The organism is Bradyrhizobium sp. 155, from assembly GCF_023101105.1.
Lineage (GTDB): Bacteria > Pseudomonadota > Alphaproteobacteria > Rhizobiales > Xanthobacteraceae > Bradyrhizobium > Bradyrhizobium canariense_D.
Window position 1 is genome coordinate 7,274,550 of the sequence record NZ_CP064704.1, and the last position, 22,929, is coordinate 7,297,478.

The 22,929-nt window shown below is 63.3% G+C and carries 19 protein-coding genes and 1 pseudogene; 6 read left to right on the top strand and 14 right to left on the bottom strand.

Annotated elements, in window-relative coordinates; translation table 11 throughout:
- Nucleotides 1–34: 34 nt before the first annotated feature.
- Nucleotides 35–217 (bottom strand): DUF3606 domain-containing protein, encoded by a 183-nt coding sequence (locus IVA93_RS34615; RefSeq protein WP_026233960.1) that lies wholly within the window; start codon nt 215–217, stop codon nt 35–37.
- A 445-nt stretch (nt 218–662) separates the two neighbouring features.
- Here IVA93_RS34615 and IVA93_RS34620 point away from each other — a divergent pair, with 445 nt between their 5' ends.
- Both IVA93_RS34620 and IVA93_RS34625 read left to right on the top strand, forming a co-directional pair.
- Entirely contained in the window at nt 663–2,345 is a 1,683-nt protein-coding gene (locus IVA93_RS34620; protein WP_026233961.1) for a DNA polymerase/3'-5' exonuclease PolX, read from the top strand.
- The gene (locus IVA93_RS34625) at nt 2,345–2,908 is read left to right on the top strand and encodes an MOSC domain-containing protein (RefSeq protein ID WP_018460170.1); all 564 of its coding nucleotides are present in this window, start codon (nt 2,345–2,347) and stop codon (nt 2,906–2,908) included. Before IVA93_RS34620 ends, IVA93_RS34625 begins: the two co-directional genes overlap by 1 nt.
- Nucleotides 2,909–3,050: 142 nt before the next feature.
- Here IVA93_RS34625 and IVA93_RS34630 read toward each other — a convergent pair whose 3' ends face one another.
- The 6 genes from IVA93_RS34630 to IVA93_RS34655 form a co-directional block, all read right to left on the bottom strand.
- Entirely contained in the window at nt 3,051–3,818 is a 768-nt protein-coding gene (locus IVA93_RS34630) for an SDR family oxidoreductase (protein WP_026233962.1), read from the bottom strand.
- Between the two features lie 46 nt (nt 3,819–3,864).
- The gene (locus IVA93_RS34635; RefSeq protein WP_247542498.1) at nt 3,865–4,725 is read right to left on the bottom strand and encodes an aldo/keto reductase; all 861 of its coding nucleotides are present in this window, start codon (nt 4,723–4,725) and stop codon (nt 3,865–3,867) included.
- A 60-nt stretch (nt 4,726–4,785) separates the two neighbouring features.
- Entirely contained in the window at nt 4,786–5,181 is a 396-nt protein-coding gene (locus IVA93_RS34640; protein WP_039801228.1) for a (R)-mandelonitrile lyase, read from the bottom strand.
- Nucleotides 5,182–5,301: 120 nt separating this feature from the next.
- Nucleotides 5,302–5,532 carry a tautomerase family protein gene (locus IVA93_RS34645; RefSeq protein WP_018460174.1) on the bottom strand — a complete coding sequence of 77 codons (231 nt, stop codon included), beginning with the start codon at nt 5,530–5,532 and terminating at the stop codon, nt 5,302–5,304.
- Nucleotides 5,533–5,542: 10 nt separating this feature from the next.
- A complete protein-coding gene (locus IVA93_RS34650) occupies nt 5,543–6,322 on the bottom strand; it encodes a carboxymuconolactone decarboxylase family protein (protein ID WP_026233963.1) in 780 nt (259 codons plus the stop codon).
- A gap of 118 nt (nt 6,323–6,440) precedes the next feature.
- A complete protein-coding gene (locus IVA93_RS34655; protein WP_247789524.1) occupies nt 6,441–7,526 on the bottom strand; it encodes an arabinose transporter in 1,086 nt (361 codons plus the stop codon).
- A gap of 123 nt (nt 7,527–7,649) precedes the next feature.
- On the opposite strand from IVA93_RS34655, the gene IVA93_RS34660 reads away from it, so the two are divergent.
- Nucleotides 7,650–8,549, top strand: a complete 900-nt coding sequence (locus IVA93_RS34660; protein WP_247412376.1) for a LysR family transcriptional regulator — start codon at nt 7,650–7,652, stop codon at nt 8,547–8,549.
- An 81-nt stretch (nt 8,550–8,630) separates the two neighbouring features.
- On the opposite strand, the gene paoC is transcribed toward IVA93_RS34660, so the two are convergent.
- From paoC to IVA93_RS34685, 5 genes are all read right to left on the bottom strand, one after another.
- The gene (gene paoC, locus IVA93_RS34665) at nt 8,631–10,850 is read right to left on the bottom strand and encodes an aldehyde oxidoreductase molybdenum-binding subunit PaoC (RefSeq protein ID WP_247789526.1); all 2,220 of its coding nucleotides are present in this window, start codon (nt 10,848–10,850) and stop codon (nt 8,631–8,633) included.
- Complete coding sequence (locus IVA93_RS34670; RefSeq protein ID WP_018460178.1) at nt 10,847–11,800, bottom strand: FAD binding domain-containing protein; 954 nt, start codon at nt 11,798–11,800, stop codon at nt 10,847–10,849. The genes paoC and IVA93_RS34670 overlap by 4 nt, the downstream gene beginning before the upstream one ends.
- On the bottom strand, nt 11,797–12,366 hold the full coding sequence (paoA, locus tag IVA93_RS34675; RefSeq protein ID WP_018460179.1) for an aldehyde dehydrogenase iron-sulfur subunit PaoA: 570 nt from the start codon (nt 12,364–12,366) through the stop codon (nt 11,797–11,799). Before paoA ends, IVA93_RS34670 begins: the two co-directional genes overlap by 4 nt.
- A gap of 188 nt (nt 12,367–12,554) precedes the next feature.
- Nucleotides 12,555–13,790, bottom strand: a complete 1,236-nt coding sequence (locus IVA93_RS34680; RefSeq protein ID WP_018460180.1) for an MFS transporter — start codon at nt 13,788–13,790, stop codon at nt 12,555–12,557.
- 149 nt (nt 13,791–13,939) lie between these two features.
- Entirely contained in the window at nt 13,940–14,848 is a 909-nt protein-coding gene (locus IVA93_RS34685; RefSeq protein WP_026233965.1) for a LysR family transcriptional regulator, read from the bottom strand.
- Between the two features lie 657 nt (nt 14,849–15,505).
- Between IVA93_RS34685 and IVA93_RS34690 the strand changes: the two genes are divergently transcribed.
- The 3 genes from IVA93_RS34690 to ftsH all read left to right on the top strand — a co-directional run bounded on the left by IVA93_RS34690 (nt 15,506) and on the right by ftsH (nt 21,484).
- Nucleotides 15,506–18,589 carry an EAL domain-containing protein gene (locus IVA93_RS34690; RefSeq protein ID WP_247789528.1) on the top strand — a complete coding sequence of 1,028 codons (3,084 nt, stop codon included), beginning with the start codon at nt 15,506–15,508 and terminating at the stop codon, nt 18,587–18,589.
- Between the two features lie 593 nt (nt 18,590–19,182).
- On the top strand, nt 19,183–19,455 hold the full coding sequence (locus IVA93_RS34695; RefSeq protein ID WP_083926592.1) for a hypothetical protein: 273 nt from the start codon (nt 19,183–19,185) through the stop codon (nt 19,453–19,455).
- Nucleotides 19,456–19,642: 187 nt separating this feature from the next.
- A complete protein-coding gene (gene ftsH / locus IVA93_RS34700) occupies nt 19,643–21,484 on the top strand; it encodes an ATP-dependent zinc metalloprotease FtsH (RefSeq protein ID WP_247789530.1) in 1,842 nt (613 codons plus the stop codon).
- Nucleotides 21,485–21,819: 335 nt separating this feature from the next.
- Here the strand turns inward: ftsH and IVA93_RS34705 are convergent, their stop codons facing one another.
- On the bottom strand, nt 21,820–22,107 hold the full coding sequence (locus tag IVA93_RS34705) for a hypothetical protein (protein ID WP_018460184.1): 288 nt from the start codon (nt 22,105–22,107) through the stop codon (nt 21,820–21,822).
- Between the two features lie 112 nt (nt 22,108–22,219).
- Nucleotides 22,220–22,573 (bottom strand): annotated as a pseudogene (locus IVA93_RS34710) (Hsp20 family protein).
- Nucleotides 22,574–22,929 lie beyond the last annotated feature (356 nt).

The window sequence follows — 22,929 nt, forward strand, 5'->3', positions numbered from 1 at the left end:
AGGCCTCCTCCGGATTGGCGCACGAGAGCGGAGCTCAGCGGCCGAGACGCTTCTCGAGCCGCTTGCGGGAATTGCCGACTTTCTTGACGGCTTTCTTGACGGCGGAGGCCGAGCGGCCGGTCTTCTTCGCCTCGTAGCCGACCTCGTACTTCTGCCCGCCGGCGACGCGCGCCCGGTCCTGCTTGCGTCCTCGCGCGGTCTTCTTCGCGGCTGCCATCTGCTCCTCCTTCTCCAAATGTGATGGCGGTGCAACGCCGCACGGACCGGGGTTCCCCCGATCTCCTCGCCATTTCCCGCCGCACTCGTGACCAGCGGCCAACAGGCTTCCGATCCTGCGGTGCCGACCGAACCATAGGCGATTGCCTGCGTTTACCGAGACCATGTCGGACGCTTTTGATTACTTCCGCGCTTACGCTCTCCGGGCCCTTTGCAAAGCCCGAGCGATGCCGCGGGGCAGGATGAAGCATCTGCAGCTGGTGGTCGGCCGAATCTACAATCTCCTCAAGAAGGAGGCCGCCTATGCCCCGAACACGCAGCACCTTCAGGACTTCCGGGCAGCGCAGAAGCTTGAGGCATCTCTCGAGGGTCGGCCCGATGACGGCCCGATCTCTCAAGGTCGCTTTGCTGCGGCGAGGCGGGGCGCGGAACGGGAGGCTCGTTGAGTGGCTTCCGTCGACGCTCGCACCGTAGCAAGTCTCCTGCGAGAGTACGCTCAGCGCACTGCGTTGCGTGGCGGCAATCCTTACAGGGCAAAAGCGTATTCTCGGGCCGCCGACAGCCTGGTGGCCCTCGCCGTCCCTCTGCACGTGCTCATCGCCGAAGACCGGCTTACCGAAATCCCCGGTGTCGGCGAGGCGATTGCCGACATCATCACCAAGCTTCACAAGAGCGGCACTCATCCGAGCCTTGAAAAGCTGCGCAAGGAGTTTCCCGAGGGTGTGCTCGAGATGTTGTCGGTGCCCGGCCTCCGCCCCGAGAAGGTGCTGCGGCTCTACAAGGATCTCGGTATCACTTCGCTGGCCGAGTTGGAGGCCGCCGCCAAGGACGACCGCATCAAGAAGGCCAAAGGCCTCGGGGCCGCCTTGCAAACCAAGATCCTGCAGAATCTGGCCATCGCGAAGAGCGGTGAAGGCCGCCTCCATCTGCACCGCGCCGCCGCCCTGCTGGCCCACGCCAAGGATTCGGTCCGCAAGTCCAGGCCCGAGCTGAAGCGCGTCACGATCGCCGGCGACTTCCGCCGGGGCTGCGAACTCGTCGGCGATCTCTCGATCGTTGCTGAAGCCCCCAAGGCCTACAAGGTGGCGAAGCCGTCGCCGGCCGAAGGACTGCAAATTCGCCTGTCCGACCGCAAGCACTTCGGTGCCGCCCTTCTGTTCGCCACCGGCTCCGCCGCGCACTTCGAGCAGCTCCAGGCGTTGGCCATTGAGAAGGGAATGCGGTTGGAGGCCGACGGCTTGCACAAGGGCCGCACCCTGATCGCCGGCGACGAGGCCGAGATCTATGGTGCCCTCGGCCTGCCCTTCATCGATCCGGAACTACGGGAAGGGCGCGGCGAGGTCGGGTTGGCGCTGAAAGGCAAGCTCCCGAAACTCGTCACCGACCAGGACCTGCGCGGTATCCTTCACTGCCACACCGATGCCTCCGACGGCACCGAGACCTTGGAGACGATGGCCAAGGCCACGCGCCAGCGCGATTTCGAATATTTCGGGGTCGCCGACCATTCCAAGTCGGCGCACTACGCCGGTGGTCTCTCCGTGGAGGAGATCGCGCAACAGCACTTGGAAGCCGACCGTCTGAACAAGCGCTTCGGCAAGGAATTCCGGATCCTCAAAGGCATCGAGTCCGACATCCTGGCTGACGGCTCGCTCGACTATCCGGATGACGTGCTGGAACGATTCGACTTCGTGGTCGCGAGCATCCACGGTCGCTTCAAACTGGACCGCAAGGTCCAGACGCAGCGCTTGCTTCGGGCCATCTCCGATCCTCATACCACGATAATCGGCCACATGACCGGCCGGCAGCTCCAGCGGCGGCCCGGCTACGAGATCGACGTCGAGAAGGTGCTGCGGGCCTGCGCCAAGCACGACGTCGTCGTCGAGATCAACGCCCACCCATGGCGGCTCGATCTGGACTGGCGTTGGCACCAGGCGGCCCTCGACCTCGGCTGCATGCTGAGCATCAATCCGGACGCTCACTCGATTCCCGAACTCGACCACATGCATTGGGGCGTCTTGATGGCCCGGAAGGGAGGTGTCCCTGCCGACCGGGTCCTGAACGCGATGAAGCTTCCCGAGATCACGCGCTACCTCCGCCAGAAGCGGCGCTCGCTCGCCCGTGCCGCCTGATGCCGCAGGCACACGATCTCTCGCTCGAGGGAAAGGTGGCGGCGGTCGCCGCCGACCCTGGGCACCACTTCAGCAAGCCGCTCCAGGACCGCATCGTCCTGGTGGTAGGACATGGCGTCGACGGCGACGCACACGCAGGCCCGTTTGTCCGGCACCGCTATCTCGCCCGCCGCCGGCCACGCCTACCCAATCTCCGGCAGGTCCACCTGATCCCGGCAGAGCTCTTTGCATCCCTCTCGGAAGCCGGCTTCGAGGTCGCAGCGGGGGACATGGGTGAGAATATCACAACGGCTGGCCTGGACTTGGAGCGGATGCCGCTCGGCACCCTCGTCGAGTTGGGTCCCACGGCCCTGGTCGAGCTGACCGGTCTCCGGACGCCCTGTGTCCTCATCGACCGTTTCCGGGCAGGTCTGAAGCGACAGGTGCTCTCGTCGGCGGAAACGGGCCCTCCATTCAAATCTGGGGTGCTGGGCGTGGTCCGAGCCGGGGGACCGGTCGCGGCTGGCGATCGCGCGCGGGTTCGACTCCCGTCCTGCTCCTTTCGCGCCTTGCCGGCCCTGTAGAAGGACCCGTGCACCGCGTCGACGGTCAACTGGTGTTCACGAACCTGGCGCTGCGCCTCAATGCCGTCCGGACGGGCTCGGGTTGGCCTATATGATCAAAGATCAAGTAGAAGGAAGCGACCGACACAAAGCCGCTCAGCGGTCAGTGAGCAGTGAACCCGCCGTCGACTGTCAGGCCGATGCCGATGACGAAGCTCGCGGCCGGGCTGCACAGCCAGAGCACCGCTGCGGCGACCTCCTCCGGACGGCCGAGGCGCCCGATTGACTGCTGCTTCATGATCTCTGCCATTGCGTCGGACTGACCTTGCAGCATGTCCGCAACCATCGGAGTGTCGATCGTCCCTGGACATACAGCATTGATCCGGATTCCACGCGGCGCATATTCCACGCCAGCGCTCTTGGTCATGCCGAGCACGGCATGCTTGGTCCCGTGATAGGCCGCCCGCTGCGGCAAGCCGACGAGGCCCCCGAGCGAGGAGCAATTCACGATAGCGCCGGAGCCCTGTTCGCGCATGATGCGGAGCTCGTGCTTCATGCAACTCCAAACGCCCCGCTGATTGACGGCGACCACCCGATCGAACTGTTCGATCGGCTCGTCCGCGGCGTCGGACGGGGGCACCTGTATCCCAGCGTTGTTGAACGCCATATCGAGCCGCCCGTATTCGGCAGCCGCCCGATCGACGGTTGCAGCGACCTGGGCCTCGTCTGAGACATCGCACCTTAATCCGATCGCCGAGCCTCCGCCGCGGACGATTTGGTCCGCCGCTTGCGCGGCCAAGTCACCGTCCAAATCACAAAGGACGACGGAAGCTCCGCTCTCGGCAAACATGCACGCGGTTGTCAGTCCCATGCCCTTGGCAGCGCCTGTGACCAGCGCGACCTGGCCATTGAAATCGTAACGAGGGTTCATCATGCTCTCCTACGTGCATTCGCGGGCCTTCGATCATGGCAAGCGGTCACCGACTTTTCCCGAACACCGGAAACTTCGCGGCGTCGCCGTAGTCGTCGTGGTCGAAGCCCTTGAGCGTCGCCATGTCCTCGGCGGCGATTTCGAAGTCGACGGCAATGTTGCTGCGTAAATGCTCGGGGCGGACGGTCTTCGGCAGCGGCAGGAGCCCGAGCTCCAGGCAGTAGCGAATGCAGAGCTGCGCGACGGAGACACCGTATTTGGCAGCGAGCTCGGCCAGTCCGGGATTCGTCAGGACGGCGCCGTGCGCGACCGGAGAATAGGCTTCCACCAGCACGTCGCGGCTGCTGCAGTGGTCGATCAGGTCGAACGGCGTGTTGCCGACGTGTGCCAAGATCTGATTGACCGTGGGCTTCACGGCCGCATTTTCGAGGATTTTGTCTAGATCTACCTGGTCGAAGTTTGAAACGCCGATCGCGCGCAGCTTGCCGGCGGCGTGGCCTTCCTCGAGCGCGCTCCAAGCCTCGAGGTTGCCTTCAAAATAGCGCTCTCCCTTGCGGAATTCGGTCCAAGGCTGCGGGCTATGGATGAGCATCAGGTCTATGTGCCCGACGCCCAAGGCTGCCAGCGAGTCGTCGATCAGCGTCCGAGCTTCGGAGTAGGACTTACATTCCGCGGCGAGCTTCGTCGTGACGAATAGTTCGTCGCGCGCGATGCCGCTGGCGCGTAGCCCTTCCCCGACGCCGCGTTCGTTGGCGTAGGCTTGGGCGGTGTCGACGTGGCGGTAGCCAAGCGCCAAAGCCTGCTGAACGAGACCGGCAACCTCGCGGTCGTCGATCATCCACGTGCCGAAGCCCAACTTGGGAATCGGCACGCCGTCAGCGAGCGTGAAAGTCTCTTGAGCAATCATGGGGTCTCTCCCGAAGTCAAAGCTATGCGTTGGTCGGTGTCACAGGCGCGGTCGTTCCGATCACTTTCGGTACTGCTCGTCGTTGACCTTCTCCATCCAGTCCACGTTCTTGCCGTTCAGCGATTCGTGGACCGCGATGTGCGTCATCGCGGTGGTCGGCGAGGCGCCGTGCCAGTGCTTCAGTCCGGGCGGAAACCAGACCACGTCGCCAGGCCGGATTTCCTCGACGGGCCCACCCTCGCGCTGGACCCAGCCGAGTCCGGCCGTGACGATCAGCGTCTGCCCGAGCGGATGGGTATGCCAGGCAGTACGGGCGCCGGGCTCGAAGGTCACCTGACCCGCGCCCGTCCGAGCGGGATCCTGCGGCTGGAAGAGCGGGTCGATGCGAACGGTCCCGGTGAACCAGTCTTCCGGACCCTTCTGCGAAGGGCGTGAGCCGTTTCTTTTGATGTCGATGTCCATGTTGAACTCTTTCGATTGGCCGGTCGTCTGCGCCGACGATCCGCGGATATAGATGACAGCGGCGGCGCAGCCGCCGATGAGCACACCTCTGCGGGTGATCATCACCTTCCTCCTTCAGCGAGGGTCGTAGCCGGGTTTCTTGAAGATGGTGTCGAGCTTGTCGACGATGTCCGGCCCAAAGACGCGGCTGGTCCAATCCTTCGGATCGACATCTTCGATGCCGACCGACACAGAGTCCCGGCCGTAGTCCAGACTTTCCACCACGGCCTTCGTTACGGCTTCGGCCAGCGCGGCCTTCTGCTGTTTCGACTTCCCGGAATAGAGCTTAACGATGACGTGCGGCATGACGTTCCTCTCAGTGCGGGCGCTTTTCGATGACATCCTTGACCACCGGCGCAGCCGAGAATGCGTTGGGCCAGCCGGCGTAGAACGCGAGGTGACCGAGCATCTCGCCGGCCTCTTCCTTCGTCAGTCCGTTGTCCATCGCGCGGTTCAGGTGATAGGTGACTTGCGCAACCTGACCGGTCGCGATCAGAGCGCTCACGGTGACCATGCTGCGGTCGCGGGGAGCGAGCGCCGGCCTGAGCCAGAGATCCCGAAACAGCACGTCGGTCGTGTACTGGACGAGGCTCGGCGTGATCTGCCCGAACTGCTCTCCGACGCGCGTCGCCCGCTGCTTCTCCGCCGCTTCGTCGAGAGGCAACTGCGGTCCCGTCGCCGGCGGGAGCTGATCGGCTCCGATGTTGCGGCTCTTGAACGCGTCCCTCGCTGCCGGGATCGCATCCATCGCACTCGCCCAGCCGGTGTAGAACGCCAGGTGCGTGATGATCTCCGATATCTCCGCCGGCTTCACGCCGTTGTCGAGCGCGAGCGCCAGGTAGCGCGGCAGTTCGATTGTCTGGTCGCGGGCGATCAGCGCGGCCACCGTGACGATGCCGCGGTCGCGGCGGGACAGGCCCGGTCGCTTCCACAAGTCGTCGACGACGAATTTCTGCGCATAGCTTTCGAGGGCCGGCGCGACGGCGCGGACGTCTTCGGGCTTGGGCATGGCGGTTGCTCCTTCCTTGGGTGCCTGCGCGGCAGCCGCGCCGGCGAACAGGCAGATTGAGATCAAAGTGGCTGCAAGCGTTCTCATTGCGGGGATCCTTCCAAGCTCGATGGGTTCACGATCAGCCACCAGGCGACGAGCGAAGCGCAGAGCACGGTGCCCGAACTGACGAGAAACAGAGCGTTCAGTCTCGACCCGGCAGCGATCAGACCGAGCGCGGGACTGGCCAGGCCCTGGGCGAGATCGAGGAACGCGTGTAGGCGCCCATGGCGAGACCCCGGCTCTGTGCCGGCACGCGGCGGACCGCTTCGACACCGAAGCCGGGATAGACCAGCGAGAAGCCGAAGCCGGTGAGCGCCGCGCCGGCGAGCGCCATCTCGGGGCGAACCGCGAGCCAGATCAGCGCTTGGCCCACGGCTTCGATCGCGGCGCAGACCAGCGCGACCTTCGCGCCGCCGATCCTGTCAGCCAGATGGCTGAAGAACACCCTCGCCAGGATGAAAGCGACCGCATAGGCGGTGTACGCTGCCCATTCGTTGGCCCAACCCTTCGCTGCGAAAAGCAGGACGACGAACGTGGTCACGGCGCCGAAGCCCACGGAGCCGAGCGCCGATCCCAAGCCCGGCACCCAGACGGCGCCGACCACTTCGACGAACGAGGCCCGAGCGTGTTTCGCCGGTGCGACGGCCGGCAGAAGAGCAACGAGAGGCAGCGCCGCGAGCGAAGCCAACGTAGTCGCCAGCGAGATCGCGGCGAATCCGTAGGCCGCATATAGCGCGGAGCCAGCCGGCGCGCCGATCGCGAAGGCCGCGAACATGGCCGATCCCACCCAGGCGATCACCTTTCCCGTGTGGCTCGAATGCGCGAGCGCCAGTGCCCAGCTCACCGCCGCCGTGATGATGAAACTCTCCGCTCCGCCGAGCAGCGCACGGCCCGCGAGGAGGATCGCGACCGAGATCAACGGTGATCCGCTGAAACCGGACGAGAGAAGATAGAGCAGTCCGGCGGTGGCCGCCGCCAGCAAGCCGGCGACCACGCCGCGTTTCGCCCCGCGCGCATCGGAGAAATGTCCCGCCCATGGCCGCGAGATCAACGAAGCCGCGAACTGGCTGCCGGCGACCAGACCCACCACAAATGTGCCGAAACCCAGCCCGTCGTGCACATGAAGCGGAAGCACGGGCATCGCCACGCCAATAACGAGGAAGCCGACGAACACCAGGCTCATGATGGGCAGCAAAGTGGCCGTGATGCTGGCGGCCGAAGCACGCTCTTGGATGGTCGTGACGGACATGTCCGGGTCATTGCCCTCTTCTGGAGCCAATGATGCGGCTCGATGGCTGATCAGAACCTAGGACTTTCGAAGCTCCCCGATTAGGTGATAGATTTCGATTGGAGCCATTAGGACCGCTAATTAATGAACCGGGACAATGCCAGCGACCTCGTCGCCTTCCTTGCAGTCGCGAGGGAGCGGAATTTCACCCGCGCCGCGGCGAAGCTCGGCATGACCCAGTCCGCCCTCAGTCAAATCGTCCGGAATCTGGAGGAGCGGCTCGGGGTTCGATTGTTGAACCGGACGACGCGCAGCGTCACCCCAACACAAGCCGGGGAACGGCTGTTCCTAAACGTTGGACCCAAGTTCACGGAGATGGATGCCGAGCTCGCGGCGCTCGGCGAGCTTCGCGAGAAACCTGCGGGAACCATTCGGGTCACCGCAGGAGAGTACGCCGCCAGCGCGATCCTGTTTCCGGCCCTAAGCCGACTTCTACCCCAGTATCCCGACATTCACGTCGAGGTGATCGTCGATTACGGTCTCACCAACATCGTCGCGCAGCAGGTCGATGCCGGCATCCGCCCCGGGGAGCTCGTCGCCAAGGACATGATCGCCGTGCGCGTCAGCCCCGATCTGCGGATGGCCGTGGTCGGCTCCCCGTCCTATTTCGCCGACCGCAAGCGGCCGAAGACTCCGCAGGACCTCACCCAGCACAACTGCCTCAACCTTCGCCTGCCGACGCATGGCGGCAGCCTCTACGCGTGGGAGTTCCAGAAGAACGAACGCGAGCTCAACGTGCGGGTCGACGGGCAGTTGGTGTTCAACAGTGCCGGCCTTCTTCTGGACGGGGCGATGAAAGGTCTGGGCCTCGCCTACCTCACCGAGGGGCAGGTGCAGCCGCACGTTTCAGAAGGCCGGCTGGTCCGCGTGTTGGCGGATTGGTGTCCGCCGTTCCCCGGGTACCACCTCTACTATCCCAGCCGACGACAACCTTCGCCGGCTTTCTCGCTGATTGTCGACGCGCTGCGCTACAGGAGCCGGTGACTCGGTTTTCGAAGGTCCGAGACGTCTTGAGCGCTTGCCACGGCGTGCCGCTCGCACCGTCACGAACCACCGAACCACACATCATGAGACCGCCGGCAAGCGATCCAGGTGTTTATCCAGGGTCACCGGGTATTCACGGACACGGACGCCGGTTGCGTTGTAAACTGCGTTGGCAATTGCGGCGGCAACTCCGCATATGCCGAGTTCGGCCACGCCCTTCGCCTTCATGGGCGAGACCTTGTCGTCAGCCTCGTCGAGGAAAATCACTTCCTGATGCGGTATGTCGGCATGAACCGGCACTTCATAACCGGCCAAGTCGTGGTTCACGAAGAACCCGCGCCGCTTGTCGACCGCGAGTTCCTCCATCAAGGCGGCTCCCGCGCCCATGGTCATGGCTCCGACGACCTGGCTGCGCGCGGTCAGCGGATTCAGGATTCGGCCGGCTGCGCACACCGCGAGCATGCGGCGGATCCGGATCTCGCCAGTGAAGCTATCGACGGCAGCCTCGACGAAGTGGGCACCGAAGGTCGACTGCTGGTAGCTCTTGTCGAGGCCGCCCCATTCCATCTTGTCCTCGCCGAGCAGATCTCCTTGGCGGACGGCGTCCGCAAGCTTCGCAGAACGATTGCCGCTAAGCACATGCCCATCCGAGAACGTAGCGTCCGCCGAGTTGAAGCCGAGCCGCTGCGCAACGGCTTCCCGAAGCTTTACGCATGCCGCGTAAACGCCCGAAGTCGAACAGTTCGCGCCGAACTGTCCTCCGGATCCGGACGAAACAGGGAAAGAGGAATCGCCAAGCCGAACCACGACCTTGTCGAGGTCGACCCCCATCATCTCGGCGGCCGTCTGCGCGATGATCGTATAGCTGCCGGTGCCGATGTCGGTCATGTCCGTTTCGACGACAACCACCCCGTCCGTTCCCAGACGAACGCGCGCCCCCGAAGGAATCAGCAAATTGTTGCGGAACGCGGCTGCTGTGCCCATGCCCACCAGCCATTGTCCGTCCCGCACCGCGCCCGGGGACGCGTTTCGGCGCTGCCAGCCGAACCGCTCGGCGCCCCCGCGCAGGCAGCGCACCAGATTGCGCTGAGAAAACGGACGGTCCGGCTTCTCGGGGTCGACCCGGGTGTCGTTCCGCACGCGTAGCTCGACCGGGTCCAGACCAAGCTTCTCGGCCAATTCGTCCATCGCGATCTCGAGCGCCATCATGCCTGGCGCCTCGCCAGGAGCGCGCATCGCGTTCCCTTCCGGCAGATCCAAGACGGCGAGGCGCATCGCTGTCAGGCGATTGGCGCCGGCATATAGCAATCTCGTCTGATTGGTTGCCGTCTCCGGTTGACCGTCAGGAAGATCTCCGGAGCCGCTCTCGTGCGCCATGGCGACGATGCGTCCATCAGGGCCCGTCCCGATCCTGATACGCTGCCGGGTGGCGGGGCGGTGTGTGGTGTTATTGGGAATGAGCGCCCGCTGCAATGCGACTTTCACCGGACGGCCGGCGGCCTTCGCTGCCAGCGCGGCCATCACCGCATCCGAGCGCAGGAACAGCTTGCCGCCGAAGCCGCCTCCTATGTACGGCGACACGAAGCGGACGTTCTCTTTGGGGATGCCGATGGTGGTCGCGAGATCCGTCCTGCCCCAGTCGATCATCTGGTTCGACGTCCACACCGTGAGCTTGTCGCCGTTCCAGGCCGCGATCGAGGCGTGAGGCTCCATCATCGAATGGCTCTGGTCGGGGGTCGTGTAGAACTCGTCCAGCTTCACCGGCGCCTGAGCAAAGGCCGGCTCGAAGTCGCCGACGCGACTTTCGGGTGGCCCCTGTTTCTCGGGACTGTTCGGGTCCTTCGCAAGGGGTGCGGCCTTCAGCGCCTCTTGGAGATCGAATCTGCCTTCAGAGGGCGTGTATTCGATCCGTAGCAGCCCGGCTGCCGCCGTCGCCTGTTCGAACGTTTCCGCGACAACCACCGCGACCGCCTGATGGTAGTGGTCGATCTCGGGACCGCCGAGCAGCTTTGCCGTGTTGAATTTTCCCTTGCCGAGCTTGCCGGCGCTCTCGGCCGTGACGATGGCGATGACGCCAGGCTCGCGCTGCGCCTCCGCCAGGTTCATGCTCTTGATGCGTCCCTTGGCGATCGCCGACCCCACGATGACACCGTAGGCCGGATTGGTCACGACGTCGTGGTGCTCATATGCGTAGGTCGCTTTCCCGGTGGTCTTCAAGGGGCCATCGATGCGGGGATGGGCGCGACCGACGACACGCAAGCGGTCGATGGGGTTGGTTTCGGCGGGTCTGTCGAACTTCATCGCTGCCTCATTTCGTTCATGGCGGCGGCCACGGTCCGCTCGACCAACGGTAATTTGAACGCGCTGGCGTTGGTGGGTTTCGCATCGGCGAGCAACCCTGCGGAGAAGGGCTTTGCACCTTTAGGAAGCTCGGCTTCGGCGGCTTCGACCCGCCACGGCTTGTGGGCGATGCCGCCGACGGCTACCCGCCCGGTCCCGTCGCGCTGCAGGATTGCAGCGACGGAGACCAGCGCGAAGGCGTAGGACGCGCGGTCGCGCACCTTCCTGTAGATGTGCGATCCGCCGACGGGTGGCGGCAACGTCACCGCGGTGATCAGTTCACCTGGGGTGAGCGTCGTCTCGATGTGAGGGGTATCTCCGGGCAGGCGATGGAATTCTGCGATCGGAATCTTGCGCGTCTGCCCTTTGTCGTCGACCGTCTCGATCTGAGCGTCTAGGACTCTCATGGCGACGGCCATATCGGAGGGGTTGGTCGCGATACATGCTTCGCTCGATCCGATGACCGCCAGTTGTCGGCTGACGCCTTCGATCGCTGCGCAACCGGAGCCGGGGCTTCGCTTGTTGCAAGGCTGATTGGTGTCGTAGAAATAGGGGCAGCGCGTGCGCTGGAGCAGATTGCCGGCGGTCGTCGCCTTGTTGCGGAGCTGGCCCGAGGCGCCGGCGAGCAGCGCCCGGCTGAGGACACCATAGTCGCGCCTGATGCGCATGTCGGCGGCGAGCGTTGTGTTCCTGACCGACGCGCCGATCCGGATTCCGCCGCCCTCGGTATTCTCGATCTTGTCGAGACCGAGACCATTGACATCGATGAGATGACGGGGCGTCTCGATCTCGAGCTTCATCAGGTCGAGAAGATTGGTGCCGCCCGCGATGAACTTCGCACCTCTCGTTTGTTGGGCCTTTGCGGCCGCTTCTTGAGACGAAGCGGCTCGTTCATAGGTGAATTCCTTCATGTGCTGCTCCCGGCGACCTCGGCGATTGCCTCGGCGATGTTGGAGTAGGCACCGCACCGGCAGATGTTGCCGCTCATGCGTTCGCGCAACTCGGTATTCGTCAGTTCAGGTGAAGCGGTCAGGTCGCCGCTGACATGGCTCGGGATTCCCGACTTGATCTCGTCGAGCACCGCCACCGCCGAGCAGATCTGCCCGGGCGTGCAGTACCCGCACTGGTAGCCGTCGTGTTTGACGAAGGCCGCCTGCATGGGATGAAGGCGCTCCGGCTGACCCAATCCTTCGATCGTGGTGATCCTGTCGCCTTGGTGCATGACCGCAAGGGTAAGACAGGAATTGATGCGCACTCCGTTCACGATCACGGTGCACGCTCCGCATTGGCCCTGGTCGCAGCCCTTCTTTGTTCCGGTCAGACGGAGATGCTCGCGCAAGGCATCGAGAAGCGTCGTGCGGGTGTCCAGTTGAAGGCTGCACGGCTTCCCGTTCACCTCGAAGGCGACAGCGGCTTGCGGCGCTTTCCGACTCGCCGCTTGCGATTGCGCCGGTGCGCCCGGGACGACGCCGATCATGGCTGTGGCCGTACTGGCGGCGAGAAGACGCCGCCTCGAAACTTCCAGTTCGGATTTTGGCATGTCTTCACCGCTTCGTTCCTGGTGGGTTGGCCCGGGTGCGGTCGCAGGCGCGGTTCCGCTGCCGATCAATTCCCAAACTGTACGCAAGTTCTTGCGAGCGGTTCGAATGCGACGATGAATGTTTCTCATGTATGCAAAGCCGGGCGATCAACAGCGGCCTCATCCTTGGGCGATCGGCAACTTGCACGCCATGCCCAGTAGGCCAAGAGCGAAGAGGCACAAAGGATAGTGGCGCTAACGCTGAAGGTGCTTTGGTAGCCGCTGCCGTCGTAGAAGAAGCCGCCGATAGTGGCCCCCAAAGTGATCGCCAACTGGATGATGGCGACCATGAGCCCTCCGCCACGTTCGGCATCGTCGGGCAGCATCTTGCTTAGCCAGGTCCACCAGCCGACGGGCGCGGCTGTGCCGATCAACCCCCACCCGGCGAGCAGTGCCGCGACGGCCGGCACCGCCCCTCCGAACAAGATGAGTCCGGTTGCAATCAGCGCCATGAACAGCGGCATCGCGATCAGAAGACCGTAGAGCCGGGTCTTCAGGAGCAGACCGATGAAGGAGGTCCCCAGGAGACCGGCGATGCCCATGATCAGCAGCAGCGAGGAAAGCGTGGATACGCTCACGTGAGTGACCGCTTCAAGGAATGGGCGCACGTAGGTGAACAGCGCGAACTGCCCCATGAAGAAGAACGCGACTGCGATCATCCCAAGGCCGACCTTCGGCAAGCGAAGAATTCCGAACACGGAGCCCCTGCGGCTGTCGTCCGCGGCTGACATCGAGGGGAGCGTGAGAAATTGCCAGGCCAGCGCGAGCGCGGCGAGCGGAACGACTGAAAAGAAGGCTCCGCGCCAGCCGATGTACTGACCGAGAAAGCTTCCCAATGGCGCGGCAATCGTCGTGGCCAACGCATTTCCGCCGTTGAAGATGGCCAGCGCCCGCGGGACCTGAGTTTCGGGAACGAGGCGCATTGCCGTCGCCGCTGACATCGACCAGAAGCCGCCGATGACGATCCCGATCAGGGCCCGCCCCGCCATGAAGATGGCCTCGTTCGGCGCGAGCGCGACGATCAGGCCCGACGCCATCATGAGCACCGTGAGAGATAGCAGGACGGTCCGCCGGTCGATGCCGCGTGTCGCCCGCGAAATGAGCAGGCTCGCAAGAACGGCGAATATGCCGGAGACTGCGATGGCCTGGCCCGCTTGACCTTCGGTAATGTGGAGGTCCGCTGCGATCGGCGTCAGGAGACTGACGGGCATGAATTCGGACGCGATCAGCGTCGCGACGCAGAGAGTGAGGGCGAAGACCGCGCCCCATGCCGGCGCTTCTCGCTGGACGGCACCGTCCTCGAAAGTGGTTTCGCTTGTCATTCTAGCCTCGGAAACAAACTGCTCCGCACCCGGTCGGCCGGGTCCGGGCGGCGATCGGCCGCCGTTCTCAGATAGTTCCGCGCGAAGCCCGACAGCAGACTGGCGCTGTCGGATGTTCCGTTGAGAAGGATTCATCGATCGGAGGGGCCTCAGAGGCCTAGCGGTCGCAACTCCCGGACGAGATCGATGAAGAGCCGGAGCGCCGCCGGAACCTGCCGTCGGCTCGAGTAGTAGATGTGGAAGCCAGGCCCGAGGGGCGCCCACTCCTCCAACACAGTGCGCAGCGTGCCGTCCCGCAGGTCCTTGCGCACCATCGGCTCGGCCACGTACATGAGCCCCGCCCCGTCTCGGACGGCGACCAATCCGATCTGCCCTTGATCAACAGTCATCCCGCCCGGAACATTGATCTCGATCTTCTCGTCGCCGCGTTCAAACTCCCAGCGATAGATGCTCTCGTCCCCGATCCTGATCTTCACGCAGCGGTGAGATTGCAGGTCACCTGGATTCACCGGAGTGCCCATGCGGTCGAGGTAGGAAGGAGCCCCGACGACGAGCCAGCGGATATCGGCGGACAGACGCTGCGCGACCATGTCCTGCGGCATTGTGCCTCCGTACCGGATACCCGCGTCGTACCCGTTTTCGATGACGTCGATCATACGGTTGTTGACCGAGAACTCGATCTCGACCTCCGGGTACCGTTCCAGGAACGTGGCCATCACAGGTCCAACGAGAAACTCGGCAGCTTCCGTCGGTACGCTCAACCGCACCCGACCCATCGGCACGTCGCGAAAGCGGTTGAGAACGTCCAGGGCGCTGCCGATCTCGTCGAAGGGCTGCGCAAGCGCTGACTGCAACGCCTCGCCCGCGGCGGTAAGCGTTACGCTGCGGCTTGTCCGGTTGAGCAGTCGAACCCCAAGGCGCTCCTCCAGGCTGCGGAGCGCGTGGCTTAGAGCGGAGGCTCCGATGCCGAGTTCGATCGCGGCGCGTCGGAAATTCCGGTGCTTGGCGATCTCCAGAAAATAGGAGAGGTCGGCGAGGTCCGAGCGACGAAGCTGCATCTCAAGCGCGTGTATCCGACGGCTGCCCGACTGCCGGGCGAGCAAGGGTCGAGGTTGGCCTATTGTCTGGCGGAGTCAACAATGCTCGGCGGCCGAGGCGCGGAATTGGACTTTCCCGGACTGACAGACGGGTGCTCACCGCAGTCCTTACAGCCCCCTATGGTCTCGCCCGCGCCGCCCGCGGGCGTTCCGGCTGCCGCCCGAGATGACGTCGGTGAGGTGCTAGATCGACGGCGGGGGCCGGACAGTTATGCATCGCAAAAATGGTCGGACGGGAAAGGCCCCGAACTGCCCCGACATCGCCGGACGTTGACGACCTTTTCAGCGGATCAGGTGGTACACACGGGTGGTCACAAAACTCGGCCGGGCTTTTTAGGAATCCTTGTTTTCTGCGGGTTTTGGCGCATTCTCGGCATGGGGGGAGAGATTCCCACTCTCTCGGCCGGAGCCGCTCCGTTTGCTGCGGCTGACGTCTTTAAACATCCGGAGCAGGTGTTCACTCGCATGAAATGCAGCACCTGTTCGCGCGCTCGATCGTGCCGGCCACCAGACTCGTGCCTCGCCTTGCAGCAGAGGCGTTAAGGCGGAAGAAACCAAGCGCCTTTACGCGCTCTTTCTGTGTTCTGCCTTAGCTTGACGCCGGCTAGGGCTAACTCGATGGGCATACTTAAGCAAATCCGTGGCGCATTCTCAGTGGGCGATACGACCGATCCAGTCGGTCGCTCGCTGCTGGTCGAGCAATTCCGCATCCTGCGCAAACAGGTGCCGGCGCTCTACGCGGCGCTGCTCGTCGACAGTATCAGCGTAGGGTTGGTCCTCCCGTCCACCGTCTCACCATGGCTGAGGTTCGGCTTGCCGGCCGCACTCCTCGTCATGTGTCTCGTTCGATTATCCCAATGGATTCGGCTGAACGGCACCGATTTCTCGCCCGAAGAGGCTTACCGTCAATTAGCCAAGACCCGCCTTGTTGCGGTCGTGCTCAACGCCGGCTTCGTGTTCTGGATCCTGGCGCTGTTCGGGACAGTTGAGCCTAGTCTGCGAGCCCCGGTGGCATTGCTCGTCTTCATGGGCTGTGTGGGCACCGCCTACTGCCTCGGCAGCTTCCCGCCTGCCTCTCGGCTGACGATGCTGATTGGCGGTGCACCGATCGGGACGTTGCTGCTCCTCTCCGGAGACGCAATGATGATCTCACTCGGGATCAATCTGTTGCTGCTGCTCGGTCTGCTCGGCCGCATGATCAACACGAACTTCCGGTCCTTCGTTCAACTGGTCCAGACCCACAGCAAGATGACCGAAGAAGGTGCGCGCGCGCGGGCTGCCGAGCAGACCGCCACCGCTTTTGCCGAGCGGTTCGACACCGCTCTGAACAACATGTCGCAGGGCCTGTGTTTCTTCGACGAGGACCAGCGCCTAATCGTCTGCAACCGCCAATACCTGGAAGTCTACGATCTCGATCCGGAACTCGTTCGGCCGGGCATGAGCCTGAATGCGATCGTGGACCTTCGGTACTCGGTAGGCAGTGCACCAAAGATGTCGAAGGCCGAATATCTCGTCTGGCGCAACAGCGCCCCAGTGATCGCTCGACAGTCCGATACCACAGTCGAACTGACAAACGGTCGCATCGTGCGTATCCGGCACCGGCCGATGGAGGGGAACGGATGGGTCGCGACTCACGAGGACATCACTGAGCGCCACCGGACCGAAGCCGCACTTGCCGAGGCCAAGGCCGCTGCCGAGCAGGCGGAAGCTGCCGCCCGGTCCGCGCATACCCACCTCACGGAGGCCCTCGACGTCGTCCCGGAAGGGCTGGCGGTATTCGACAAGAACGATCGTCTGGTTCTTTGGAATCGGCAATACGCCGAGTTCTATACGGCCAGCGAAGAGGCGCTCGAGAGCGGAGCGCCGTTCGAACATATTCTCCGGGTTGGCCTAGCTCGGGGGCAGTACCCGGACGCTATCGGGCGCGAGGAGGAATGGCTTTCAGAGCGCATGGCCTGTCACGTTTTGCCGCGCTACTCCCATGAGCAGCATCTGGCCGGTGACCGGTGGGTGCGCGTGGAGGAGAGACGCACCGGGGACGGAGGCAGTATCGGGGTCCGGATCGACATCACCGACCTGAAGCGCCGCGAAGCGTCCTTCCACCTGCTCTTCGAGGAAAACCCGCTCCCAATGTGGGTGGCTGACGCCAAGACGCGACAACTCATTGCCGTGAACGGCGCGATGTGCCGCCATTATGGATATGCCCGCGAAGCTCTCCTGGCGATGTCAGAAACGCAGCTCGAGCACGGTGAGACCGATGGCGGTGCCGAACGCGATTTCGAACTGCACAAGAGTGCCTGCGGGGACGCAATCCAGGTCGTGATCGAGTCGCGACCGCTCATCTATGAGGGACGCCAGGCCTACGTTAGCGTCGCCTTCGATGTCACGGAGCGCAATCGGACGCAACAGAAGATCAGCTATCTGGCTTGCCACGACGCGCTCACGGACCTGCCCAACAGGACCGCATTGGATCAGCATCTCGTTGCCGCGATCCAACGAGCGGAAGTCTCGGACGGCGGGCTCGCGGTGCTCTGCATCGATCTCGACCACTTCAAGGAAATCAACGATCTGTTTGGACACGCGATCGGAGACGCCGTCCTTCGCGAAGCATCCAGGCGTCTGCAGGAGGCAGCGCAAGGTTCTTATGTGGCGCGCGTCGGGGGAGACGAGTTCATCGGTCTCACCGACCAACTACCTTTGCCGGCCAGTGCGGAATTGCTTGCCACCAGGATGCGAGCGGCCTTCGATCAGCCGATCGAGGTCGAAGGTCACGCCTTGAAGGTAGATTTGTGTGTCGGCGTGGCCCTCTTCCCGAGAGACGCCGGTGATGTCGTCTCACTGTTGGCCAACGCCGATGCAGCACTCTATCGCGCGAAACACGAAGGCAGGGGCGCAATACGTCTGTTCACGAGCGCCATGGATCAGCAGCTGCGCAACCGTCGCGCCCTCGAGCACGATCTCCGACTCGCCGTAGAACGGGGAGAGTTGTACCTCGAGTACCAGCCGCAGCAGCGCCGGGATGGGCGGATCGCCGGATACGAAGCGCTTGTGCGTTGGAAACATCCCGTGCGCGGCATCATTGCTCCGGGAGAGTTCATCCCCGTCGCCGAGAAGAGCGGGGCAATCGCGCAGATCGACGATTGGGTGCTGATGGAAGCGTGCAGGGAGGCCGCCTCGTGGGATCAGCCGCTCCGGATTGCGGTGAACGTCTCGGCCGCGCAGTTCCGCCGGGAGAATCTCGACGCGCATGTCCGCAAGGCGCTTCGGGAAACCGGCCTGCCGCCATCGCGGCTCGAACTCGAAATCACGGAAGGCGTCCTGATCGAGGACATCGCCCGCGCCAAGAAGACAATGCAATCTCTCAAGACCTTGGGAATTCTGTTCGCGCTCGACGATTTCGGCACGGGTTACTCCTCCCTGTCGTACCTCGAAGCGTTTCCGCTGGACAGGATCAAGATCGATCGGTGCTTTGTTGCATCGCTCGGCCAGAGCGAACGATCACTCGCCATCGTCCGGGCCGTGATCGGCCTCGCCCACGGTTTAGGCGTGCCGGTCCTTGCCGAAGGGATCGAAACCAACGAGCAGATGTCGCTCCTGCTGCATGAAGGCTGCGATGAATTGCAAGGCTACCTGATTGGGCGTCCCCGGCGCTTGGCGGTCAACAGAGAGACCAAGCACGACGTGATGCAAGCGGCATCGTAAGGCACGGGACGGTCCGGCGGCAGGGTCTCGGCTCCTGCGCACGAACTGCCGCCCTCGCGCAAGCGGCTGCCAGTAAACAGCAGACCTCCGGAACAAATCTCGAATGAAGACGTTCGATGTCGCGGAGCCATCGCCCGCCGTTCACAACGGCGCCAGTCGCGGATAGCCAAAGGTCGACGGACCCGCTGTTATTCACCACTAGCGCTCGCGCGGATAGCCAAAGGCGATGGCTGCCGTCCCGAAGCATTTCATGTCCGCGACATGTGAAGCAAGGCCCACCTCGTCACCGGCGGTTGATGAGGCGACAACCTCCGATAGGCTCGAATTGATACGGCGGTAGTTTGCCGACCAGATCAGGCCTTAAAGCGTACGCTTGCTTGTGAAGCCGTAGCAGTCGAAGAAGGCACGATGACGCCGCCGTCGAGCTTCTCCTCTTTGCGGCTACGTCCAATCTGGTTTCCTAAACCTTGCGAGACTTGAACTTGCCCCGACGGCTTCTAACTTGAATAGTTGCCGGGCAGCAGTTCGGCAAAGTGAAAATCAAGAGGGAAGACAAGCGCTCCTTTCGCGCGGGAATTTTGGAGGAAAGTGACATGAGAAAGCTTGCTCTTGCAATCGTCGCGGCAGCAACGCTCCTCATCGGATCGGTTGCGCCGGCTTCGGCTCATTGGCGTCATCATCATTGGGGCGGCCCGGGCATCGGCCCCGGACTTGCTCTCGGGCTATTTGCCGGAACATTGGCTGCTGCGGCCGCGCCGCCAGTCTATTATGGACCGGTCTATGGCCCGCCACCCTACTACTACCGTCCCGGATACCGGGTGGTCCGCTATTATCGGCCGGCCTATCCCTATTGGTACGGTTGGTAGCCCAGAAGGAGGGCCCGGTTTCAAGCGAACCGGGCCTTTCCTGCGAACGCGCAGGCTTCAGCGCTTTGCTGAGATGACCCTGTTGATGTGCCTCCGTCCTGTCCGGCACTCGTCCTGAAACCTCGCCTGTTCTTACTAGTTGTTCCAGAGACCAACAGCCCGTCGCTACTCAAATCGAGCCTATGGCATGACTCAGAAGAGCCGATTTAACTTCGCGTATGCTGTTTTCGCGATCTTTGCGCTGCTGTTCATTCAGTACGTCGTCGCTGCGGCGAACAGAATCGGTGTCATTCCCTACAGTGAATATCAGCAACTGCTCCGGGACGGTAAAGTCGACAGTGTCGGTATTTCCGATCGCACTGTGCAGGGAACGCTGAAAGAGGCGTTGCCCGGCGGGCAGAAGCAGTTCGTGACCACCCGCGTCGACCAGGACGTGGCGCAGGAGCTGGACAAATACCACGTCCGTTTCACCGGCCAGATCGAGAGCACGTTCCTCCGCGACTTGCTCTCATGGATCATGCCGGTGCTGCTTTTCTTTGGCGTATGGTGGTACATCGGCCGCCGCGTTGCCGAAGGAGGTGGCCTCGGAGGAGGCCTGATGCAGATCGGGAAGAGCAAGGCCAAGATCTACGTGGAGTCCAACACCGGCATCACCTTTGCGGACGTCGCCGGTGTGGACGAGGCCAAGGACGAACTTCGCGAGGTCGTCGACTTTCTGAAGAATCCCTCCGACTATGGCCGGCTCGGCGGCCGCATGCCGAAGGGCGTGCTGCTGGTCGGTCCGCCCGGGACGGGCAAGACCTTGCTCGCCAAGGCAGTGGCCGGCGAAGCCAAGGTGCCGTTCTTCTCGATCTCGGGTTCGGAGTTCGTCGAAATGTTCGTCGGTGTCGGCGCGGCACGCGTGCGGGACCTGTTCCAGCAGGCACACGAAAAGGCGCCCGCGATTATCTTCATCGACGAACTCGACGCGCTGGGCCGGGCCCGTGGCATCGACCCCTTTGCTGGCGGACATGACGAGAAGGAACAGACACTGAATCAGCTCCTGGTCGAGCTCGACGGCTTCGACTCGCGCTCGGGCCTGGTGATCCTCGCTGCAACGAATCGGCCAGAAATACTCGATCCTGCGCTGCTCCGGGCCGGCCGCTTTGATCGCCAGGTGCTGGTTGATCGGCCGGACAAGAAAGGCCGTATCGAGATCCTCAAAGTTCACATGAAAAAGGTGCAGATCGCACCTGACGTTGCTCCGGATGCCATCGCCGCATTGACACCGGGCTTTACCGGCGCCGATCTCGCGAACCTCGTCAACGAGGCGGCACTCCTCGCCACTCGACGCGGCGGAGATGCGGTCACGATGAGCGACTTCAATAATGCGGTAGAGCGCATGGTCGCAGGTCTCGAAAAGCGCAACCGGCTACTCAATGCCAAAGAGCGCGAGATCGTTGCCTATCACGAGCTGGGCCACGCGCTGGTCGCGCTCTCATTGCCCGGCGTGGATCCGGTGCACAAGATCTCGATCATTCCTCGGGGCGTCGGAGCCCTCGGCTACACTATTCAACGGCCCATCGAAGATCGCTTCCTGATGACCAAAGAGGAGCTCGAGAACAAGATGGCGGTCCTGCTGGGCGGCCGAGCGGCGGAGTTGATCGTCTTCGGTCATTTGTCAACCGGAGCGGCGGACGATCTGCGCCGTGTCACCGACATCGCCCGCAGCATGGTGACCCGCTACGGCATGTCGGAAAAGCTCGGGAGCGTCGCTTATGAGGGCGAGCCTGGCAATTTCCTGGCGAGCGCGGACCGGCCCTACCCGGTTCGTGAGCGTGACTACGCGGAGGAAACCGCTGCCAGCGTTGACCGTGAGGTCAAGGACATTGTCGATCGGGTTCTGGAGCGGGCCGAAGCCATCCTGACGACTCGCCGTCCAATTCTCGACCGCGCGGCCAAAAAGCTATTGGAGAAAGAGACGCTGGAGCAGAACGATATTGACGCGCTGATCCGGGAGATGCCCAAAGAAGCTCTGCGGGCCGTGTGAGCAGGAGGCACGCGGCTCAACCGGCAGGGTTCGTCCCAGTGCCCCTGCGCGGCTCAGTCATGTTCTCATATGGTGACGGCGCGTTCGAGATAAGGGCTGGCAAAGCAGATGGCTCATGGCGAGTCGACGGGTCGGCTGTGTTCTCCAGGTAGAGCTGCCCCCGACCAACATGATGCCAGCGTCACGCTTAAAGTCACCAGATCTCAATCGTCCATCCCTCTCACCCCCAGATCGACCGACGACCGAACGCGGCCATTTGCGTTTCGGTTGCAAACGTGCCGAGCGCCTGCTCTGTGTCACTTACTCAGCCGTGACGCTGGACCTGTGTCGGCGCGCTACTTCGCCGCGCTGCGCTGTGCGATGGCCTCGGGCCGCGGTTGATCCTTGGCCTTGGCGAGCCGTTCCGGGGACGTCGGCCTGACAAGACGAAACGCAATTGCAGAGCCGGGAATCGGATCTTCGCCCGCTCGTCTGAGTAGCTGGCGCTCGACGAGGTGTTTCAAGGCGAGTGCCAGCTCCTTTGCCCGCCCCACGATGCCGGCGGTGGCGGCCAGAGGCGGTTCGAAGGCTGCAAGAAAGTTGCGCTCGATCTGCTGGACGTTCGTTGAAGTCCCGCTTTCCATGACTTTGTTCCTGCATACGCGCCGAGATCAACAGCAATGGCTGTTCCGGCCGGTGCAGCCAAGATTTCTCCCCCGCGCAGCGGCGGCGCGGGGAGGAGTCAGCGGCAGAGGCTCAGGCCATCTGCTGGTGCTCGAGCTTCTGATTGTCGTTGCCGGCCATCTGACGCGGCTTCATTGCTTGCGGGACCTCACGCACCAGCTCGATCTTGAGCAGCCGTCCACCAGGGACGCGCCTTTTACTTGCACGTATTCGGCTAGATTGAACTGCCGCCGGAACGGGCGAGACGAGATGCCCTGATACAGGAACTGATGGGCACCTCGATCGGCCTTGCGGCCTTCGACGGTCAGCATGTTCTGCTCCGGTGATGGTCACCTCGTCAGGCGAGAAGCCGGCCAGAGCGAGCGATATCTGATAGTGGCCCTCGTCGCTTCGCTCGATGTTGTAGGGCGGATTCCGGCGCCCGATAGCCGCGTCCTAAGAAGGCACCCGGAGCAACACATGAAGCAGCGCTGCACTAATGGAATTAGAATGGACGCGGCCATTTTCAAGGCCCTATGCCTCGCAAGCTGATGTCGATAAGAGCGCCACCTGCGAACTCTGCTGATTTGCAGGGCTCGGCTACGGCTCGAACCGCCACTGACCGGTTTTCACATCCTCCCGCTGGGCCCCGCCTTTTCAATACCGGGCGCAAGCGCGGTCTGCGAGGCGATTGCCGGCCAGCAGACGCACTCGGCGATGCCCGACCGCTCCGGGACTATCAAGCACCCTTTCTAGCTTGTCGGCGGCATACATCGTCCACCGGCCACACCTGTGCAGGGGCT

What these genes read in the sequence shown, in the direction of transcription:
- IVA93_RS34645 (WP_018460174.1), bottom strand. Translation starts at nt 5,532, where the DNA reads ATGCCGCACGTCATCGTTAAGCTCTATTCCGGGAAGTCGAAACAGCAG.
- ftsH (WP_247789530.1), top strand. Translation starts at nt 19,643, where the DNA reads ATGACTCAGAAGAGCCGATTTAACTTCGCGTATGCTGTTTTCGCGATC.
- IVA93_RS34705 (WP_018460184.1), bottom strand. Translation starts at nt 22,107, where the DNA reads ATGGAAAGCGGGACTTCAACGAACGTCCAGCAGATCGAGCGCAACTTT.
- IVA93_RS34690 (WP_247789528.1), top strand. Translation starts at nt 15,506, where the DNA reads ATGGGCATACTTAAGCAAATCCGTGGCGCATTCTCAGTGGGCGATACG.
- IVA93_RS34685 (WP_026233965.1), bottom strand. Translation starts at nt 14,848, where the DNA reads ATGCAGCTTCGTCGCTCGGACCTCGCCGACCTCTCCTATTTTCTGGAG.
- IVA93_RS34670 (WP_018460178.1), bottom strand. Translation starts at nt 11,800, where the DNA reads ATGAAGGAATTCACCTATGAACGAGCCGCTTCGTCTCAAGAAGCGGCC.
- IVA93_RS34660 (WP_247412376.1), top strand. Translation starts at nt 7,650, where the DNA reads ATGAACCGGGACAATGCCAGCGACCTCGTCGCCTTCCTTGCAGTCGCG.
- IVA93_RS34630 (WP_026233962.1), bottom strand. Translation starts at nt 3,818, where the DNA reads ATGAACCCTCGTTACGATTTCAATGGCCAGGTCGCGCTGGTCACAGGC.
- IVA93_RS34650 (WP_026233963.1), bottom strand. Translation starts at nt 6,322, where the DNA reads ATGAGAACGCTTGCAGCCACTTTGATCTCAATCTGCCTGTTCGCCGGC.
- IVA93_RS34680 (WP_018460180.1), bottom strand. Translation starts at nt 13,790, where the DNA reads ATGACAAGCGAAACCACTTTCGAGGACGGTGCCGTCCAGCGAGAAGCG.
- paoA (WP_018460179.1), bottom strand. Translation starts at nt 12,366, where the DNA reads ATGATCGGCGTCGTCCCGGGCGCACCGGCGCAATCGCAAGCGGCGAGT.
- IVA93_RS34635 (WP_247542498.1), bottom strand. Translation starts at nt 4,725, where the DNA reads ATGATTGCTCAAGAGACTTTCACGCTCGCTGACGGCGTGCCGATTCCC.
- IVA93_RS34655 (WP_247789524.1), bottom strand. Translation starts at nt 7,526, where the DNA reads ATGTCCGTCACGACCATCCAAGAGCGTGCTTCGGCCGCCAGCATCACG.
- paoC (WP_247789526.1), bottom strand. Translation starts at nt 10,850, where the DNA reads ATGAAGTTCGACAGACCCGCCGAAACCAACCCCATCGACCGCTTGCGT.
- IVA93_RS34695 (WP_083926592.1), top strand. Translation starts at nt 19,183, where the DNA reads ATGAGAAAGCTTGCTCTTGCAATCGTCGCGGCAGCAACGCTCCTCATC.
- IVA93_RS34625 (WP_018460170.1), top strand. Translation starts at nt 2,345, where the DNA reads ATGCCGCAGGCACACGATCTCTCGCTCGAGGGAAAGGTGGCGGCGGTC.
- IVA93_RS34615 (WP_026233960.1), bottom strand. Translation starts at nt 217, where the DNA reads ATGGCAGCCGCGAAGAAGACCGCGCGAGGACGCAAGCAGGACCGGGCG.